Source organism: Aquibaculum arenosum (assembly GCF_029222965.1).
Lineage (GTDB): Bacteria > Pseudomonadota > Alphaproteobacteria > Kiloniellales > DSM-21159 > Aquibaculum > Aquibaculum arenosum.
Genome location: NZ_JARHUD010000010.1, coordinates 81358 through 98627 on the forward strand (window position 1 = coordinate 81358; position 17270 = coordinate 98627).

General features: G+C 67.8%; 14 protein-coding genes and 1 other RNA gene. All 15 read right to left on the bottom strand.

Annotated features, from left to right (window positions below):
• Positions 1-2 precede the first annotated feature (2 nt).
• Entirely contained in the window at positions 3-1421 is a 1419-nt protein-coding gene (gene murC, locus P2G67_RS14640) for a UDP-N-acetylmuramate--L-alanine ligase (protein WP_275823995.1), read from the bottom strand.
• Positions 1418-2551, bottom strand: coding sequence for an undecaprenyldiphospho-muramoylpentapeptide beta-N-acetylglucosaminyltransferase (gene murG / locus P2G67_RS14645; protein ID WP_275823996.1), 1134 nt, complete (start codon positions 2549-2551; stop codon positions 1418-1420). Before murG ends, murC begins: the two co-directional genes overlap by 4 nt.
• A complete protein-coding gene (locus tag P2G67_RS14650) occupies positions 2548-3678 on the bottom strand; it encodes an FtsW/RodA/SpoVE family cell cycle protein (protein WP_275823997.1) in 1131 nt (376 codons plus the stop codon). The genes murG and P2G67_RS14650 overlap by 4 nt, the downstream gene beginning before the upstream one ends.
• A complete protein-coding gene (murD, locus tag P2G67_RS14655; protein ID WP_275823998.1) occupies positions 3675-5063 on the bottom strand; it encodes a UDP-N-acetylmuramoyl-L-alanine--D-glutamate ligase in 1389 nt (462 codons plus the stop codon). Before murD ends, P2G67_RS14650 begins: the two co-directional genes overlap by 4 nt.
• 11 nt (positions 5064-5074) lie before the next feature.
• Positions 5075-6163: a phospho-N-acetylmuramoyl-pentapeptide-transferase gene (gene mraY, locus P2G67_RS14660; RefSeq protein ID WP_275823999.1), complete on the bottom strand. Its 1089-nt coding sequence runs from the start codon at positions 6161-6163 to the stop codon at positions 5075-5077.
• Positions 6153-7616 (bottom strand): UDP-N-acetylmuramoyl-tripeptide--D-alanyl-D-alanine ligase, encoded by a 1464-nt coding sequence (locus tag P2G67_RS14665; RefSeq protein WP_275824000.1) that lies wholly within the window; start codon positions 7614-7616, stop codon positions 6153-6155. The genes mraY and P2G67_RS14665 overlap by 11 nt, the downstream gene beginning before the upstream one ends.
• Positions 7613-9085: a UDP-N-acetylmuramoyl-L-alanyl-D-glutamate--2,6-diaminopimelate ligase gene (locus P2G67_RS14670; protein WP_275824001.1), complete on the bottom strand. Its 1473-nt coding sequence runs from the start codon at positions 9083-9085 to the stop codon at positions 7613-7615. The genes P2G67_RS14665 and P2G67_RS14670 overlap by 4 nt, the downstream gene beginning before the upstream one ends.
• Positions 9072-10838 (bottom strand): peptidoglycan D,D-transpeptidase FtsI family protein, encoded by a 1767-nt coding sequence (locus P2G67_RS14675; protein ID WP_275824002.1) that lies wholly within the window; start codon positions 10836-10838, stop codon positions 9072-9074. Before P2G67_RS14675 ends, P2G67_RS14670 begins: the two co-directional genes overlap by 14 nt.
• The gene (gene ftsL, locus P2G67_RS14680) at positions 10835-11470 is read right to left on the bottom strand and encodes a cell division protein FtsL (protein ID WP_275824003.1); all 636 of its coding nucleotides are present in this window, start codon (positions 11468-11470) and stop codon (positions 10835-10837) included. Before ftsL ends, P2G67_RS14675 begins: the two co-directional genes overlap by 4 nt.
• Positions 11467-12450: a 16S rRNA (cytosine(1402)-N(4))-methyltransferase RsmH gene (gene rsmH, locus P2G67_RS14685; RefSeq protein WP_275824004.1), complete on the bottom strand. Its 984-nt coding sequence runs from the start codon at positions 12448-12450 to the stop codon at positions 11467-11469. The genes ftsL and rsmH overlap by 4 nt, the downstream gene beginning before the upstream one ends.
• Positions 12451-12453: 3 nt before the next feature.
• Positions 12454-12861 (bottom strand): division/cell wall cluster transcriptional repressor MraZ, encoded by a 408-nt coding sequence (locus P2G67_RS14690; RefSeq protein ID WP_275824005.1) that lies wholly within the window; start codon positions 12859-12861, stop codon positions 12454-12456.
• A 463-nt stretch (positions 12862-13324) separates the two neighbouring features.
• An RNA gene (rnpB, locus tag P2G67_RS14695) (RNase P RNA component class A) lies at positions 13325-13702 on the bottom strand.
• Between the two features lie 58 nt (positions 13703-13760).
• A complete protein-coding gene (locus P2G67_RS14700) occupies positions 13761-14465 on the bottom strand; it encodes an N-acetylmuramoyl-L-alanine amidase (protein WP_275824006.1) in 705 nt (234 codons plus the stop codon).
• 7 nt (positions 14466-14472) lie between these two features.
• A complete protein-coding gene (locus P2G67_RS14705; protein WP_275824007.1) occupies positions 14473-15360 on the bottom strand; it encodes a DMT family transporter in 888 nt (295 codons plus the stop codon).
• Positions 15357-17201 (bottom strand): ABC-F family ATP-binding cassette domain-containing protein, encoded by a 1845-nt coding sequence (locus tag P2G67_RS14710; RefSeq protein WP_275824009.1) that lies wholly within the window; start codon positions 17199-17201, stop codon positions 15357-15359. The genes P2G67_RS14705 and P2G67_RS14710 overlap by 4 nt, the downstream gene beginning before the upstream one ends.
• Positions 17202-17270: the final 69 nt, after the last annotated feature.

The following is a 17270-nucleotide window of genomic DNA, read 5'->3' on the forward strand; positions in this document are numbered from 1 at the left end:
GGTCATTTGCCTCCCCCGAGATGCACGGCGAGCTGCTCCGGCAGAGCTTGGGCCCAATTGGTGATGCTGCCTGCCCCCAGGCAGACCACGATGTCGCCGCGCTTGCCGGTGTGCGCGATAATCCGCGCCAGATCGAGCGGATCGTTAAGCGGCGCGGCTTGGCGATGGCCGTGCGCTCGCAGGCCGCGCACCAGTGCATCGCGATCGACACCCTCGATCGGCGCTTCACCCGCGGCATAGACGTCGGACACCAGCACGCCGTCGGCGTCGTTGAAGCAGGTGCAGAAATCCTCGAAGAGATCACGCAGACGCGAGTAGCGGTGCGGCTGCATCACGGCGATCACCCGACCGCTGGCAGCCTGGCGCGCAGCGCGCAGCACGGCCGCGATCTCCACAGGGTGATGGGCATAGTCGTCGATGACGGTGATGCCGCCCACCTCGCCGGTGCGGGTGAAGCGTCGCTTCACGCCGCCGAAGCTCTGCAGCGCGCCGCGCAGGGTCTCTTCGCTCATGCCCATTTCCAGGGCCAGCGCACAGGGAACCAGGGCATTCTGCACGTTGTGCTGGCCCATCATCGGCAGGAAGAGGTCCGCGATCTGCATCGGCGCCCCGCCTTCGCGGCCGGCCACCACCAGATCGAAGCGCGAACCATCGCGCTCGAGCCGCAGGTTCTCCGCCCGCACGTCGGCCTGCGGGCCGAAGCCGTAGGTGACAATGCGCCGATCCTCGATCCGGGCGATCAGCGACTGCACCGCCGGATGGTCGATGCAGCAGAGCGCAAAGCCATAGAAGGGGATGTTCTCGACGAAGGTCTCGAAGGCGGCGTGCAAGGCCTCCACCGAGCCATAGTGCTCCAGATGCTCGGGATCGATGTTGGTGACCACCGCGATCGTGGCCGGCAGCTTGGTGAAGCTGCCGTCGCTTTCATCCGCCTCGACCACGATCCAGTCGCCCTCGCCGAGACGGGCGTTGGTGCCATAGGCATTGATGATGCCGCCGTTGATCACCGTGGGATCCAGCCCGGCCTTGTCGAAAAGCTGGGCCACCAGCGAGGTGGTCGTGGTCTTGCCATGGGTACCGGCAACGGCCACGGCCCAACGCAGCCGCATGAGCTCGCCCAGCATCTCCGCGCGGCGCACGATGGGCAGAAAGCGCTCCCGCGCGGCGACCACCTCGGGATTGTCCGGCTTCACGGCCGAGGAGATCACCACCACCTGAGCCTGCTCGACATTCTCGGGCGCGTGACCGATGGCCACGGCAATGCCGAGCTCACGCAGGCGCTTGACCGTGGGGCTGTCGTTCAGGTCGCTGCCCTGCACCTTGTAGCCAAGATTGTGCAGCACCTCGGCGATGCCGCTCATGCCGATGCCGCCGATACCAACGAAGTGCAGCGTGCCGATGTCCAAAGGCAGGGTTCTCATGCCGCGGCCTCCTTGTTCACGCCGCGGGCGTTGTTGCCATCGCCGCAGAGCAGGTCCGCCAGGCGTTCCGCCGCATCGTCCCGTGCAAAGGCGCGCGCCGCGGCCGCTGCCTGGACCAGCGTGTCGCCATCCGCCAGCAGTTCGCCCAGCCGGCCGGCCAGCGAGGCGGCAGTGATGTCGCGCTGGCGCAGCACCCAGCCGGCCCCGGCCGCAGCAAAGGCCTCGGCGTTACCCTGCTGGTGATCGTCCGCCGCGAAGGGATAGGGAATGAGGATGGCGGGCCGACCCGCCGCCGCCAGTTCGGCCACGGTCGAGGCACCCGCCCGGCAGATCAGCAGATGGGCGGCAGTCAGTCGCTGCGGCATGTCGTCGAAGAAGGGCTGCAGCACCGCGCGCACGCCGGCGGCGTCATAGATCGCCTTGACCTCGGCGCGGTCGCGGCTGCGCAGCTGCTGCACCACGTCCAGACGGGCGCGCAACGCGGCGGGCAGCTGGGCGATGGCATCGGGCAGCAGCTCGTCGAAAGCCTGCGCCCCCTGGCTGCCGCCGGTGATGAGCAGGCAGAGCCGACCGTCAGCCTCCGGCCGCGGATAGGGCTTGCTCCCCACTGCGGCGACGGCGGCGCGCACGGGGTTACCCGTCAACACGATCCGCTCTCTGGCACCTTCCGGCACACCCGCCACCTCGGGAAAGGAGGTGGCGATCACGTCGGCACGCGCGGCCAGCATGCGATTGGCACGTCCCAACACCTGGTTCTGCTCGTGCAGCAGGGCGCGCACCTTGAGATGGCGCGCTGCCAGCAGCGGCGGCACCGAGGGATAGCCACCGAAGCCGAGCACCGCCTTGGGCCGAAGTTGCCGGATCAAGCGGCGCGCCTGCAGATAGCCCCGCAGCAGGTCGAAGCCGGCACGCAACTTGCCCAAGGCACCGCCACGCTGGGGCGATCCGGCGGCAATGCGCCGGGTGCTGACCTGCGGCAGATCGTTGCCGAAGCCGGCGCCGCGGGAATCGGTGACCAGCACCACCTCTGCGCCGCGGGCGACCAAAGCCCGTGCGGTGGCCTGGGCCGGGAAGAGGTGCCCACCGGTGCCGCCGGCGGCCAGCATGATGCGGTTTGGCGCCCCGGTCATAGCATCGGCCCTCCCACACTGTGCCGGCGCCGGGTCAAAGCCAGCACCATGCCCATGCCCATGGCCAACGCCAGCAGCGACGAGCCGCCATAGGAGAGGAACGGCAGGGTCATGCCCTTGGTCGGCAGCAGATGCAGGGTCGAGCCCATGTTGACCAGCGCCTGGAAGCCGAACTGGGCCAGCAGACCTGTGCCCGCCAGCACCACAAAGAGGCTTTCCTCGCGCAGCAGGCGGGTGAAACCGCGCAGCACCACGAAGGCAAAGAGGCAGGCGATGATGAGGCAGGCAATGATGCCCAACTCCTCGCCGGCCACGGCGAAGACGAAGTCGGAATGGGCGTCCGGCAGATAGGCCTTCACCGTGCCTTCACCGGGGCCGCGCCCCCAGAGGCCGCCGTTCATGAAGGCCTCCATGGAGCGGCCGATCTGATAGCCGTCGCCGCTGGTGGGGTCGAAGAAGGCATCGATGCGCTGTGCCACATGGGGGAGCGTCATATAGGCCCCCACCACGCCGGAAAGCGCCACGGCCGCAAGCGCCGCCACCAAGATCCAGGGCAAACCAGCCAGGAAGAGCTGCAGCCCGAAGACGCCAGCCACCAGCACGGTCTGTCCCAGGTCGGGCTGGAGCAGCAGCAGCGCTGAGATGAGCAGCCAGAGCAACCCGGCGACCAGCTTGCCGGGGAAGTTCTCCTCGTAGCGTCCCAGCGCCAGCAGCCAGGCGGCCACCACGGCAAAGAAGGGCTTCACGAATTCCGAAGGCTGCAGGGAGAATCCGGCGATGGAGATCCAGCGCGTCGCACCCTTGATCTCCGGGCCGAGGAAGAGCACCGCGACCAAGAGCACCAGCGTGCCCAGCAGGCCGAAGACCGAGAAGCGCCGCACCCACAGCGGGCTGGCCAGCGACACGCCCAACAGCAGCGCAGCGGCCAGCGGCAGCATCACCAGGTGGCGCTTCGCAAGACCGAAGGTTCCCAGCCCCAGGCGCATGGAAACCGCCGGCGAGGCCGTGAGGCTGAGGATCGCGCCCACCGCCACCAACAGGACGAGCGCGAAGAGCGCCCAGCGGTCGACGCTCCACCACCAGCGGCCGAGCAAGGACGTATCGGTGCGGTCGAAGGCCAGGCTCATCCCGTCTCCTTCTCCGCCAGCGCCCGGACGGCGGCCTTAAAGGCCTCGCCCCGGACTTCGAAGTTCTTGAACTGATCGAAAGAGGCGCAGGCCGGGGAGAGCAGCACCACTGCACCCTCGCGGCCGTCGCGCCGCGCCGCGGCAAAAGCCTGGCGCACCGCGGTATCGAGATCGTCGCAGACTTCGCTGTCGACACGGCCCTCAAGCGCCTTCGCGAAAGGCTCGGCCGCCTCGCCGATCAGGAAGGCACGGGCGACACGGCCCAGGCTTTTTTCAAGGCCGCTCAGCCCACCCTCCTTTGCGCGCCCGCCGGCGATCCAGTAGATCGGCTCGTAGCAGGCCAGCGCCTTGGCTGTGGCATCAGCGTTGGTGGCCTTGGAGTCGTTTACGAAGGTGACGCCGTCGATCTCCGTCACCTTCTCCTGCCGATGCGCCAAGCCAGGAAAGCTGCGCAGGCAGGCGGTCGCGATCGCGGGATCGACACCTGCCGCCTTGGCGGCGGCGTAGGCAGCAGCCGCGTTCTGCCAGTTGTGCCGCCCTGGCAGCTGGGGCAGTTCGGAGAGCGGCAAAGCTGCGACCCGCTTTCCGTCCGTTTCATCCCACAGCAGGCCGTCCTCAGCATAGACGCCGCCCTCGACGCGCCCCTCGCCGGAGATCGGCCAGATGACCTGATCGCCGGCCCGCTTCAGGTCTTCCCAGATCTCACGGCAGATCGGATCATCGATCCCGATGATCGCGGTGCGTGGGCTGGTTTGGCGGCGGAAGATATTCCGCTTGGCCGCCACATAGCCCTCCAAGCCGCCGTGGCGATCCAGGTGATCGGGCGTGATGTTCAGCAGGACGGCGATGTCGAAGGTGATGGAGAGCGTCAGTTCCATCTGATAGCTCGACAGCTCGAGCACGTAGAAGCCATCCGGCTGCATCGGCTCGAACTCCAGCACCGGCCGGCCGAGGTTGCCACCGGTCTCGACGCGCCGCCGCGCCATCTCGAGGACGTGGCCGATGGCGGCCGTTGTCGTCGACTTTCCATTGGTGCCGGTGATCCCGACGTAGCGGGCATCGGGTTGGGCCCGGCCGAGCAGTTCAACGTCGCAGATGATCTCCACACCCGCCTCGCGGGCCAGCTTGGCCACCGGGTGCGGTTCGGGAAAGCGATGCGGGATGCCGGGGCTGATCACCAGCGTCACCGGCTCAAGCCAGTTGGCCTGATGCAGATCGACCAGCGGGATGTCCTGCTCCCGCGCCCGGGCACGCACGTCCTCGTCATCGTCCCAGGCCCAGACCTCGGCGCCATTGGCCATCAAGGCCTTGGCCGTGGCCATGCCGCTGCGGCCCAGGCCCAGGACCGCGACCACGTAGCTGTACATGAAGGGAAGGCTTATCATCGGCGGTCTCGCTACCTGAGCTTGAGGGAGGAGAGGCCGATCAGCGCCAGCACCACGGCGATGATCCAGAAGCGGATGACGATGGTCGGTTCCTTCCAGCCCTTCTTTTCGAAGTGATGATGCAGCGGCGCCATACGGAAGATGCGCCGTCCGGTCAGCTTGTAGGAGGCGACCTGGACGATCACCGAGACAGTCTCCAGCACGAAGAGGCCGCCGATGATGGCGAGCACGATCTCATGCTTGGTGATGACCGCCACGCCGCCCAGGGCGCCGCCGCAGGAGAGCGAGCCCGTGTCGCCCATGAAGACCATGGCCGGCGGCGCGTTGTACCAGAGGAAGCCCAGCCCAGCGCCAACCAGCGCGCCGCAGAAGACCGCCAGTTCGCCGGTGCCCTGCACGTAGTGGATCTGCAGGTAATTGGAGTAGACCACGTTGCCCACGAGGTAGGCGATGAAGGCAAAGCAGCTCGCCGCGATCATCACCGGCACGATGGCCAACCCGTCGAGGCCGTCGGTCAGGTTCACCGAGTTCGACGCGCCCACCATCACAAAAACACCGAAAACCGCGAAGAAGAGCCCGAGGTCGATCAACAGGTTCTTGACGAAGGGCAGCGCCAGCTGGCCGGAGAGCTCCGGCGGCGAGACCAGCATCACTGCCGCCGTCGCAATCCCGGCCACCACAACCTGCGCCAGCAGCTTCAGGCGGCCTGAGAGACCGTGATGGCTGCGCCGGGTGAGCTTCAGGTAGTCGTCGTAGAAGCCGATCGCGCCGAAGCCGATCGTTACGAAGAGAATGATCCAGACGTAAAGGTTGCCGAGATCTGCCCAGAGCAGGGTCGACACCGCCAGCGCGAAGAGGATCAGCACCCCGCCCATGGTCGGCGTGCCCTGCTTGGTCAGCAGATGGCCTTCCGGTCCGTCGCTGCGGATCGGCTGGCCATAGCGCTGCTTCTTGCGCAGCCAGTTGATCAGCGCCGGACCGAAGAAAAAGGCCAGGATCAGCGCAGTGATCAACGCGCCCCCGGTGCGGAAGGTGAGATAACGGAAGAGGTTGAAGGCAACGAACTGGTCGGAGAGCGGAACGAGCAGATTATAAAGCATGCGCCCGGCCCCCCTTCGACCCCGTCGCCGCACCCCTTGGCGCGGCGGAGGCAGCCGTCAGCGCATCGACCACCCGCTTCATCTTGCTGCCCAGCGACCCCTTCACCAGGACCACATCTCCGTCGCGCAAGGCCGGCGGGATCTGCGGCGCCAGGGCTGCGCTGTCCGGCGCATGCACCACTGTCGTCCGGCCTTCCAACGCCTCGGCCAACTCGGCCATCAATGGCCCGCACAGGAAGACGGCATCCACCGCGGCATCCGACAGCTTGTCGGCGAGAGCACGGTGCAGACGCCCGGCCTCGGGGCCCAGTTCCAGCATGTCGCCGAGCACGGCAATCCGGCGCCCCTCGCCCTGCGGCGTCATATCACCCAGCACGCTCAGCGCCGCCGATACCGAGAGAGGATTGGCGTTGTAGCTTTCATCCAGGAGCGTGATGCGCCGGCCGTTGGACAGCACCAAGGTCTGGCGCGCACCGCGGCCAGCCAGGGGCTCCAGCCCTTCCAAGGCCCTCGCAGCAGCCACCACGTCGCCGCCCAGCGCCCTCACCGCCGCCAGGGCGGCCAAGGCATTGCCGGCCTGATGGCGCCCGGCGAAGGGCAGGAAGAACCGCAGCGGGCGGCCCTGCACCTCGGCCTCGACACGGCCGCCTTCGCCCTCGGCCTGATAGTCGACCAGGCGCAGGTCCGCTGCCGGGTGGGCGCCGAAGGTAAGGATGTCGGCGCCGGCGGCCTCCGCGGCCGCAGACAGCCGCTCATAGAAGTCATCTCCGCGCGGCAGCACCGCCGTGGCCCACCTGGAGTATCCGGGCTCCAGCCCCTCGAAGATCTCCGCCTTGGCGTCGGCGATGGCCTCGCGCGAGCCAAGATACTCCAGGTGTGCAACACCGATGTTCGTGATCACCGCCACATGCGGACGCACGAGGGCGGCCAGCGGGCGGATCTCGCCGGCGTGGTTCATGCCAATCTCGCACACCGCCCAGGCGGCACTGCGCGGCAGGCGCGCCAGAGTCAGCGGCACACCCCACTGATTGTTATAGCTGGCCGCCGCAGCATGGGTCGGACCCAGGGCCGCGCAGGCGCCGGCCAGCAGCTCCTTTGTGCTGGTCTTGCCGGAGGAGCCGGTGACCGCGATCACCTTCGCCTGGCTGCGCGACCGGGCGGCGCGGCCCAGGTCCCGGAGAGCGGCCAGGCAGTCGGGCACCAGCAACAGCGGTGCCGTCTCGTCCAGGCCTTCCGGCCGGTGGCTCACCACCGCCGCAGCAGCGCCCTTGGCCAGGGCATCGCCCACGAAGGCATGAGCGTCATAGTTGGGGCCGGACAGCGCGACAAATAGGTCCCCTGCCGCAATCGATCTCGTATCGATCGAGACTCCCGTAGCGCGCCAAAGGTCCGGCCCCGTTCCGTTGGTTGCCGCCTTCGCCTCGGCCGCGGTCCAGAGGATCTCCGCGCTCATGCCTTGCCTCCCCAAAGCTCGGCAATGGCACGACGCACCTCTTCGCGGTCGTCGAACGGCAGCACCCTGTCCTGAATAGTTTGTCCCTGTTCGTGCCCCTTTCCGGCCACCACCAGCAGGTCGCCGTCGCCAAGAGAGGCAATACCTTGGCGAATGGCCGTGCGGCGGTCGCCGATCTCCTCGGCGCCGGGCGCTGCGGCCAGGATCGCGGCGCGGATGGCCGCGGGGTCCTCGCTGCGCGGGTTGTCGTCGGTCACGATGACGGCATCGGCCAACCGCGCGGCCACTTCGCCCATCAAGGGGCGCTTGCCGGGATCCCGGTCGCCGCCGGCGCCGAATGCCACCAGCAGGCGCCCGCGGGCGTGGGGGCGCAGGGCCTCCAGCACGGTCTGCAGCGCGCCCGGAGTATGGGCATAGTCGACGAAGACCCGGCCGCCGGCCGGCGTGACACCCACGGCCTCGACACGGCCCGGCACACCCTGGACCTGCGCCAGCGCGGCCAGCGCCGCTTCCGGCTCCACGCCCTCGGCCAGGACGAGGCCAAGGGCGGCGAGCGCGTTCAAACCCTGGAAGGTCCCGGCTACGGGCAAGGCAAGGTGGTGGGAACGCCCGAAGATCTCCAGGGCAAGTTGGAGGTGGGCATCCGCCGGAACCAGGTCCAGAAGCTTGAGTTCGCGCCCGCCGCGACCATAGCCGAGCACCCGCTGACCGCGGGTCCGGCAAAGTTTGGCGAGGGTTTCGAACTCGGGCGCGTCGGCGTTGAGCACCGCCGTGCCCTCTGCGGGCAAGAGCTCCTCAAAGAGGCGCCGCTTGGCCGCAAAATAGGACTCCATCGAGGAGTGATAATCGAGATGATCGCGGCTGAGGTTGGTGAAGGCCGCCGCGCTCAGGCGCAGGCCGTCGAGCCGGTATTGATCGAGGCCGTGGCTCGAGGCCTCGAGCACCAGGTGATCCACACCCTCATCGGCCAATTCCGCCAACAGGCTTGCCAGCACCACCGGGTCGGGCGTGGTCAGCGCCTTCGGCGCGCCGGCGCGCTCCGGCTCCAGGCCGAGGGTGCCGAGGCTGGCTGCCTGATATCCAAGCGCCTGCCAGATCTGCCGGGTGAAGCTCGCCACCGAAGTTTTGCCGTTGGTGCCGGTCACGGCGGCGATGCGGCGCGGCTGGGGCCCGTGGAAGGCGGCGGCCATCATCGCCAGACGATGACGCGGTTCCGGGTCAGCGATCAGGACAGCATCGCCCGCCTCGTCCGGAAGGCAGGTGCCCTCCGGCGCCAGGACGGCAACGGCGCCGCGACGCAGCGCCTCCGGGATGAAGGCGCGGCCATCGGCACGACTGCCCGGCAGTGCGGCAAAGAGGAAGCCCGGAGCCACCTGCCGGCTGTCCGCCGTCAGTCCCCTGACCTCGATCCTGCTTGCCTGCGGCAGCGCCACTGTTCCGGCTTCCTTCATCAGTTCATCGAGACGCAACGCTTCGACCCCTCAGGCGGGCCGGGACCAGCAGCGGGTCCGGACGTTGCTCTTCCGCCTGCGGTCGCGGCGGCATGCCGAGCATCGGCCCCAGGCGCGAGATCACGCGCCCCACCCCCGGCGCCGCCACCCAGCCTGCCGTGGCAAAGCCATAGGTGCGCTCGGTCGGCTTGGGCTCGTCGACCATGAAGAAGACGACGTACCTCGGGTCGTCGATCGGGAAGGCACCGGCGAAGGACGCGATGCGCTTGTCCTTCTGATAGCCACCGCTGGGGCTCAGCTTGTTGGCCGTGCCGGTCTTGCCGCCGACCAAGTATCCTTCGGCATCGGCGTTGCCGCCACTGCCGTGCAACACCACCAGGCGCAGCAACCAGCGCATCTGCTCGCTCGTGCGCTCGGAAATCACGCGCTCGCGCGGCGCCTGCTCCCCGGGAAGCCGCTTGATCAGGGTCGGCTGCACCAATTCGCCACCATTCACCAGCGCCGCGAAGGCCCGGGTCACCTGCAAAGGCGTCAGCGCGATGCCATGACCGTAAGAAATGGTCATGGTATTGATTTCGCGCCACGGATTGGGAAGCATCGGCCGGCCGCGCTCGGGCAGTTCCAGCGATGCCGGATCGAGCAACCCGAAATCGTCCAGATAGTTGCGCAGGCGCTCGGTGCCAGTGGTCATGGCCATATGCACCGTGCCGATGTTGCTGGAATTCTGGAAGATCTCCGGCACGCTCTGCCAGCGGTTCTTGCCGCGAAAATCGTTGATGGTGAAACGCGCCACTCGGATCGGCTGCGAAGTGTCCCAGCCGTCCTCCAGCGTGACCGAACCGGAATCCAGCGCCGCCGCGGTGCTGAAGGACTTCAGGACCGAACCGACCTCGTAGACGCCCAAAGCGGCGCGGTTGAATCGCTGTTCTTCCGTTGCCCGGCCCGGCATGCGCGGATCGAAGCTGGGCAGCGAGACCATGCCCAGAAGCTCGCCGTTGTCCGCATCCATCACCACAGCCGCGCCGCCGACACCGGAGAACTCGTCGATGGCTGCCTGCAGCTCCTCGGCCAGCACATGCTGCACGCGCAGGTCGAGGGACAGCTGCAGCGGCGTCTCGCCGCCGGCCAGCCAAGCGTCAAAGGCTCGCTCCATGCCGGCCAGCCCGCGGTCGTCGATGTCGGTAAAGCCGACCACGTGGGAGACGAGCTCGCCGTGGGGATAGAAGCGGCACTCGTCGCGCTGCAGATGCAGTCCGGGAACGCCGAGGCGGATGACGGCCGAAGATTCCTGCGGAGACAGGCAGCGCTTGACCCAGACGAAACTGCGGTCGCTGTCCAGGTCCCGGCGCAGGCGCTCCCCGATGGCGTCGGGCATCACTTCCGCCAAGCGATCGGCCACCTCGATGGGGTCGCGCAGTTCGCGCGGATTGGCATAGAGCGCCATGGTCGGAAGGTTGGCGGCCAGCACTTCGCCGTTGCGGTCGAGAATGCCGGCACGACCGGCCTGCCATTCACCGGGCGCCTCCATGGTCCCGGCGATGCGCGGGGCCATGTCGTTCTGAAGCCAGGACAACTCGACCAGCCGAAAGCCGACGGCCAGGAAAGCAAAAGCGAAAAGAAGCCCTGTGAGGATCAGGCGCGTACGCCCCACCTCGAGCGCCTGCTTACGGTTGCCGTCAAGCCCCACCACCCAACGCTCGGGCTGACCCAGATCCATGCCGGAAGGCAGATCACCCTGATGCCTGCCCTTGGGTTCGCGCGGTTCGTTCATCGCACGCCTCCCCCGCCAGTGGACACTGGCAGCGGACGGCCAGTGAGGGGATTGAAGCTCTCATTTTCGCTCAGTGGCGGGACTGCATCAGTGCCCAGGCGCGCAATGGTGTCGGCGATTGGGTCCGCCGGCGCGGCAGCGGGTGTCGGATTGGAGGAAGCCTGCGGCTCAGGCGCTTGGGCCGGCTGTGTGTCGGACGCATCGACCTGGGCCACGGCAATGCTCCCCTCCGTACGGGCGGGCGTGCGCTGCGGCGACGGCAGGGCCTCTGGTTGCCAACCGGCGGGCATCAAGGGGCGCTCACGTGGCAGGGGCTCGGCATCGGCCAGTTCAGTCTGGCTGTAGCCGAAGTCTTCTGGGCGCGGCGGCAGGTGCCTGACCTGCACCACCTGCTGCGGGCGCATCGGCCCCAGTTCTAGATGCCGCTCCGCCAGGGCGGCGATGCGCGCCGGCTGATTCAGATAGCTCCACTCGGCCTTGAGAACGTGGGTGGCCTCGCGGTCTTCCAGGATCTGGCGATTGATCTCGGCCAGTTCCTTTTCCACCTCCTGGACTTCGTACTTCACCTGGAAGAGCAGGCCAGCAACGCCGGCCGCGGCGGCCACGATCAGGATAAGCAGCAGACGCGTCATGCCGAACCCTCCTCTGCCGATACGCCGGGACGCGACCAGGCCGGCGCCGCAGTGCGCTCCGCGGCGCGCAGGCGGGCCGAACGGGCGCGCGGGTTACGCCGGGACTCTTCCACACTGGGCTTGCGCGCGCTGCGATGAAGCAGTTCGAAACTGGGTGCGCGCGCCTCGACGGCCGGCAGATGGCGCGAGCCGCGCGGCGCGGCCCCGGAGCGCTCACGCAGGAAAGTCTTGACGATGCGGTCCTCGAGCGAATGGAAGGAGACCACGGCCAATCGGCCTCCGGCCGCCAAGACCCGCTCCGCCGCGGCCAGTCCGCGCTCGAGCTCGCCCAACTCGTCGTTCACGTAGAGACGCAGCGCCTGGAAGCTGCGCGTCGCCGGGTCGATGCCATCGGCCGAGGGCTTGACCACCCGACGAATGATCTCTGCGAGCTGCAGCGTGCGGGTGATGGGCGCTTCGCGGCGGGCAGCGACAATGGCCCGTGCCACGGCGCGGGCGCGGCGTTCCTCGCCAAGGTGCCAGAAAACATCGCTGAGTTGCGCTTCTTCAGCTTCATTGACCACGTCGGCAGCGCTGGGGCCGGTGGTGCCCATGCGCATGTCCAAGGGGCCGTCGCTGCGGAAGGAGAAGCCGCGCTCGGCCTCGTCGAGCTGCGGCGAGGACACACCCAGGTCGAGCGCGACACCGTCCAGCGCAGCCTCGCCACTCAGGCGATCGAGTTCTCCGAAGCAGCCCTCCACCAGGCGGAGCCGGCCGGCGAACTCTTGCTCCATGGCGCGGCCGGCGGCAATTGCTGCGGGGTCGCGATCCAGCCCGATCAGCCTGCAGGAAGCGGCTTCCAGAATGGCGCGAGCATAACCACCGCGCCCGAAGGTTCCGTCGAGATAGACACCGCCATCGCGCGGCGCCAGCGCCTCGAGCACCTCCGGCAACATCACGGGCAGGTGGCCCGCTGCTTGGTGAACGTCTGTCGCCGTCATGGGTCACTCCCCCTGCGGTCGACGGAGCGGCAAGGACAGTCCCTTGTCGCCAATCTTAGAGCGGGCCTGGGCCTTATAGGCCTTGAAGGTTTCCGGCTCCCAGATGTGGAAGAAACGGCCGAGGCCGGCAAACACCGCTTCCTCGGTGATGCCGGCATGTTCCAGAAGATCGTCAGGCAACTGCACTCGACCCCCGCTGTCCCAGGCAAGCTGGCGCGCGTCGGAAAAGAGACTGAAGGCCATGGCCTCCTGGTCATCCGAGAAAAGGTCGAAGGTCTGATCCACGCTCTCCATCAGGTCGGTCATCAAGCCCAATCCACAGCCCTGCACCGCCTGCGCCCGCGGCGCGGCAAAGCAGACAATGCCGGGAAAGGAATCGGCGGCGAGAACTTGACGAAAGGGGGCCGGCACCGACACGCGTCCTTTGCGGTCTACCTTGTTGAAGAAGGTCCCTAAAAATGGCGCTCGCGTGGCCACCCCGATCTCCTGCCGCTGAACCGATCCGCTTACCCCACCCCCTGAACCGATCCTTGGCGGCTGCGGTTAGTGCCCGACATCTCTGCCGAACCCGTCCCGACACTGGCCTCTGCTCACTTGCAAAAAATCCCGCGCGCATGGGTTTCTTTGGGCGGCAAATGCCCGTGCTGGGATTAAATGGGATATCATGGGTCTGTATGGGCGTCAATGGGAACGCAAGTAACATCGACAGCCTCGGAAAGATAAAAACCCGCACAATTCCGCGCTTTTCGACGTTCCCAACCCATCCAGCCAAGCAAGGCCACGCAAACGACACGCGCAAGCGCGCAAGGTCCAACAAAAGCCCCTGTTCTCTTTATGTTCTATTTATGAATACAGCGGGGCCGTGAAGAAAGCAGGCGCCAGACGGCCTGTAAGCCGGGTTCTGTCCACCGCCCGAAAGGCGGGGGATGGCCATTCATCTGGGACGCTCGTCGCCGAGCGCCTCGCGCGACCTACCCGGGCGGCAGCGCGGAAACGCGCCTGGCCTTGCGGCCCACCGCCCCTACTCGGTCTTGCTCCCGGTGGGGTTTACCGTGCCATCCCCGTTGCCGGGGACGCGGTGCGCTCTTACCGCACCCTTTCACCCTTACCGCGCATGCGCGCGGCGGTTTGCTTTCTGTGGCACTTTCCCTAGGGTCGCCCCCGCCGGGCGTTACCCGGCACCGTGTTCCCGTGGAGCCCGGACTTTCCTCCCCCGCGTCAAAGACGTGAAGGCGGCCATCCGGCCGTCTGGCGCTGGCAGGATGTAGGCACTCGCGCCCGGTCGGTCAACGCGCCAAAGAGCGCAGGCATCAACCTTCGCCGCGGGCGGCGTTGAAGAGTGCCGCCACCGCCGCAAGGCGGCCGGCTGTGTCGGCGTCCAGCACCCCATCCACCCGCGCCGGTCGGAAGTGGCGCTGGAAGGCGCGCAGCACGGCAGGAAAATCCTCTTCGAGATAGCCGTAGCCAATCGTCGCGAGGGCCTGTCTTGCCTGCGTTTCGTCCGGCGCCAGGGCGGGCGCCTCTTGGGGCCAGAGGCCGTGCCCGGCAGCGGCAAGGCGCGCCCAATCAAACAGCTCTCCGGGGTCCTCCTTGCGCAGCGGCGCTACGTCGGCATGGCCCACGACGTTCCAGCGCGGGATGCGCCAGCGCACCCGCAGCACCGCCAGTAGCTCCAACAGGCAAGCCATCTGGGCTTCGGGAAAGGCGCGGTAGCCCCACTCATGCCCCGGATTGACCAGTTCGATGCCGAGCGAGCGGTCGTTTACGCCCTCCTGCCCTTCCCAGTTCGACAGGCCGGCGTGCCAGGCGCGCCGGCTTTCCGGCACCAGGCGCCAGAGCGTGCCGTCTTCCTCGATGCAGTAGTGAGCCGAGACGCGCGCCGCCGGGGCGCAGAGGCGCGCCATCGCTTCCTCGGCGCTGCGCATGCCGGTGTAGTGCAGCAGGATCAGGTCGGGTTCGCGCTCGCCGGGGCGGGCGTCGTGGTTGGGCGAGGACCGTTCACGGATCAAGGGCATGGCGTCGTCACACCCGCTTACTGGCTACGGCGGCAATCTTCGGCCGGCGCAGCACCACAATGCCGACGCCGCCAATGGTCAGCAGGCCGCCCACGGCAATGGACCAGGTGAAGGGCTCGCCCAGGACGAACACCCCTGACGCCACGCCAAGCACTGGGACGACCAGCGTGATCGGCATGGCCTGGTTCATGTCGTAGCGCATGAGAAGGCGATACCAGAGACCATAGCCCACCACCATCACCGCCAGCGCGTTGTAGGCCACTGCACCCCAGCCGATCCAATCGGCCTCCTGCAGCGCCGTCCAGTGGCCGCTTTCGGTGAGCAGTGACAGCACCAGGAGTTGCGGCCAGGCGAAAAGCGCCATCCAGGCCGACACGCACCAGGGCGACAGCTCGGAGACCTTCTTCACCTGCACATTCGACACGGCCCAGACCAGTGCCGCGGCCACAACCATGCCCAGCGCCGTATAGCTGCCCTCGAGCCGGGGCTCACCGGCAATGACGATGACGCCGCCAAAGGCCGTCGCCAGTCCCAGCGCCCGGCGCCAGCCCAGCTTGTCTCCGAAGAAAAAGGCGGCGAGCAGGGAGGCGAAGGGCACCTGAAGCTGAATCGCGATCGCCGCCGTCGAGGCATCGATGCCGGCCAGGCCGGTGAACATCAAGGCGAAGTGCAAAGTGCCTAAGGTGACCGACAGCGCGATGATCTCCCGCCAGCGGCCGTGCGGCGGCGGGACGAAGGGCAGCAGCACCACAGAGACGATCATGAAGCGCAGCGCCACCAGCAGCATGGGCGGGAATTGCTCCAGCCCCGTCTTGCTGACGGCGAAATTGAAACCCCAGATCAGCATAACCACGGCGAAGAGCGCGAAGTCCAGCGGCTTGATCGCCTTGGTCATGCCCCGCCCTCGCCGGCGAGCCGCTCGCGCTTTTCCTCCAGCTCGAGCCAACGCTCTTCCGCTTGGGCCAAGCGTGCCTGCAGATCCGCGAGCCTAGCGCTCGCCGTTTCGAAACCAGCGGGGTCGCGGGCATAGAGGCCGGGGTCGGCGAGCTTTGCTTCCTGGGCTGCCACCTGTGCCGACAGCTTGTCCATCTCGCCCGGCAGGCCGTCCAGTTCACGCTGTTCCTTATACGACAGCTTGCCCGACGGCCGCGGCGCCGCCGGCCGGCGAGCCGGACGACTGCGCGAAGACGTCGGGGTCGAGCTCGTGCGCGCATCAGGCAGTCCCCCGGCCTGGCGGACGGCGTCGGAGAAGCCGCCGGGATACTCCCGCGCGCCGCCGCGTCCATCCAGCAGGATCACCGAGGTGCAGAGCCGGTCAAGAAAGTCGCGGTCATGGCTGACCAGGATCAGCGTGCCCTGATAGTCGTCCAGGACTTCGGCCAGCAAATCCAGAGTGTCCATGTCCAGGTCGTTGGTGGGCTCGTCCAACACCATGAGATTGGACGGCTGCGCAAAGGCACGGGCAAGCAGCAGGCGGTTGCGCTCCCCGCCCGACAGCGCCTTGACCGGCTGCTGCGCCTGGATCTCCTCGAAGAGAAACTCCCGCAGGTAGCCGACCACATGCTTGGGCTTGCCGCCCACCATGACATTGTCCCCGCCGGCCGGGCAGAGCACGGACCAGGGCGTGGCTTCGGGATCAAGGACGCTGCGCTTCTGGTCGACCACCTCGATCTCGAGGTTGGTGCCCAGCGTCACCTGACCCTCATCGGGCTCCAGCCGGCCGAGCAGGAGGTTGATGAGCGTGGTTTTACCGGCGCCGTTGCGGCCGACGATGCCCACCCGGTCGCCGCGACGAATGCGGGTGGAAAAGTTCTCGACGATGGGCAGCCGGCTGCCGTCTGGCGCAGTGAAGGCCTTGCTCACCCCCTCGGCCTCGATCACCAGCTTGCCGCTGGTGGCGGCTTCCGCCGCGGCCATGCTGGCCTGCCCCTGGCGGTTGCGCAGCATCTCCCCGCGCTCCTTGCGCAGGGTCTGCAGGCGGGCCAGCCGGCCCTGGTTGCGCTTGCGCCGCGCCGTCACGCCGCGGTGCAGCCAGTGCTCCTCGCGCTCGATCTGCTTGCCCAGGCGATAGAGTTCCTGGGCCTCGGCGTGGCGGATTTCCTCCGCCCAGTCGTCGAAGCGCTCGAAACCGGCGTCGAGGCGATGCACCTGCCCGCGGTCGAGCCAGAAGACCCGGTTGCCCACCCGGGTCAGAAAGGCGCGGTCATGGCTGATGGTGAGCAGGGCACCGCGGAAGCGTGTCAACTCGTCCTCCAGCCACTGGATGGTCGGCAGGTCGAGATGGTTGGTCGGCTCGTCCAAAAGCAGCACTTCCGGCTCACCCACCAGCGCGCGGGCCAGCGCCGCGCGGCGCGCCTCGCCGCCGGAAAGCGTGCCCAGCGCGGCAGCCGGGTCGAGATCGAAGCGATCCACCAGCGCATCGACGCGGTAGGACTCACTTTCCGCACCGGGCGGCAGGCCTTCGGCGATGTATTCGGCGACCGTCTGCTCCGGCGGCAGCGTCGGTTCCTGGGGCAAGTAGGACAGCCGCACGCCCGCCTGCACCACCCGCTCCCCGGCGTCGGGCTCGACCAGGCCGGCCAGCACCTGCAGCAGCGTGGACTTGCCGCTGCCGTTGCGGCCGACCAGACAGGCCCGCTCGCCGCGGAACAGCAGCAGATCGAGGCCCTGGAACAGGGGCTTGCCCCCGAAGCCGAGGGAGACCTGCTGTAAGGCGATGAGGGGAGCTGCGTTCATCCGCTGACGGGCATTCGGTCAGGGCAGAAACGGTTGAGGAAGATCACGCGCATGCCCCGCTTATTCCAC

What these genes read in the sequence shown, in the direction of transcription:
- P2G67_RS14705 (WP_275824007.1), bottom strand. Translation starts at nt 15,360, where the DNA reads ATGACCAAGGCGATCAAGCCGCTGGACTTCGCGCTCTTCGCCGTGGTT.
- P2G67_RS14710 (WP_275824009.1), bottom strand. Translation starts at nt 17,201, where the DNA reads ATGAACGCAGCTCCCCTCATCGCCTTACAGCAGGTCTCCCTCGGCTTC.
- P2G67_RS14675 (WP_275824002.1), bottom strand. Translation starts at nt 10,838, where the DNA reads ATGAACGAACCGCGCGAACCCAAGGGCAGGCATCAGGGTGATCTGCCT.
- mraY (WP_275823999.1), bottom strand. Translation starts at nt 6,163, where the DNA reads ATGCTTTATAATCTGCTCGTTCCGCTCTCCGACCAGTTCGTTGCCTTC.
- P2G67_RS14650 (WP_275823997.1), bottom strand. Translation starts at nt 3,678, where the DNA reads ATGAGCCTGGCCTTCGACCGCACCGATACGTCCTTGCTCGGCCGCTGG.
- murD (WP_275823998.1), bottom strand. Translation starts at nt 5,063, where the DNA reads ATGATAAGCCTTCCCTTCATGTACAGCTACGTGGTCGCGGTCCTGGGC.
- murC (WP_275823995.1), bottom strand. Translation starts at nt 1,421, where the DNA reads ATGAGAACCCTGCCTTTGGACATCGGCACGCTGCACTTCGTTGGTATC.
- P2G67_RS14700 (WP_275824006.1), bottom strand. Translation starts at nt 14,465, where the DNA reads ATGCCCTTGATCCGTGAACGGTCCTCGCCCAACCACGACGCCCGCCCC.
- ftsL (WP_275824003.1), bottom strand. Translation starts at nt 11,470, where the DNA reads ATGACGCGTCTGCTGCTTATCCTGATCGTGGCCGCCGCGGCCGGCGTT.
- rsmH (WP_275824004.1), bottom strand. Translation starts at nt 12,450, where the DNA reads ATGACGGCGACAGACGTTCACCAAGCAGCGGGCCACCTGCCCGTGATG.
- P2G67_RS14665 (WP_275824000.1), bottom strand. Translation starts at nt 7,616, where the DNA reads ATGAGCGCGGAGATCCTCTGGACCGCGGCCGAGGCGAAGGCGGCAACC.
- murG (WP_275823996.1), bottom strand. Translation starts at nt 2,551, where the DNA reads ATGACCGGGGCGCCAAACCGCATCATGCTGGCCGCCGGCGGCACCGGT.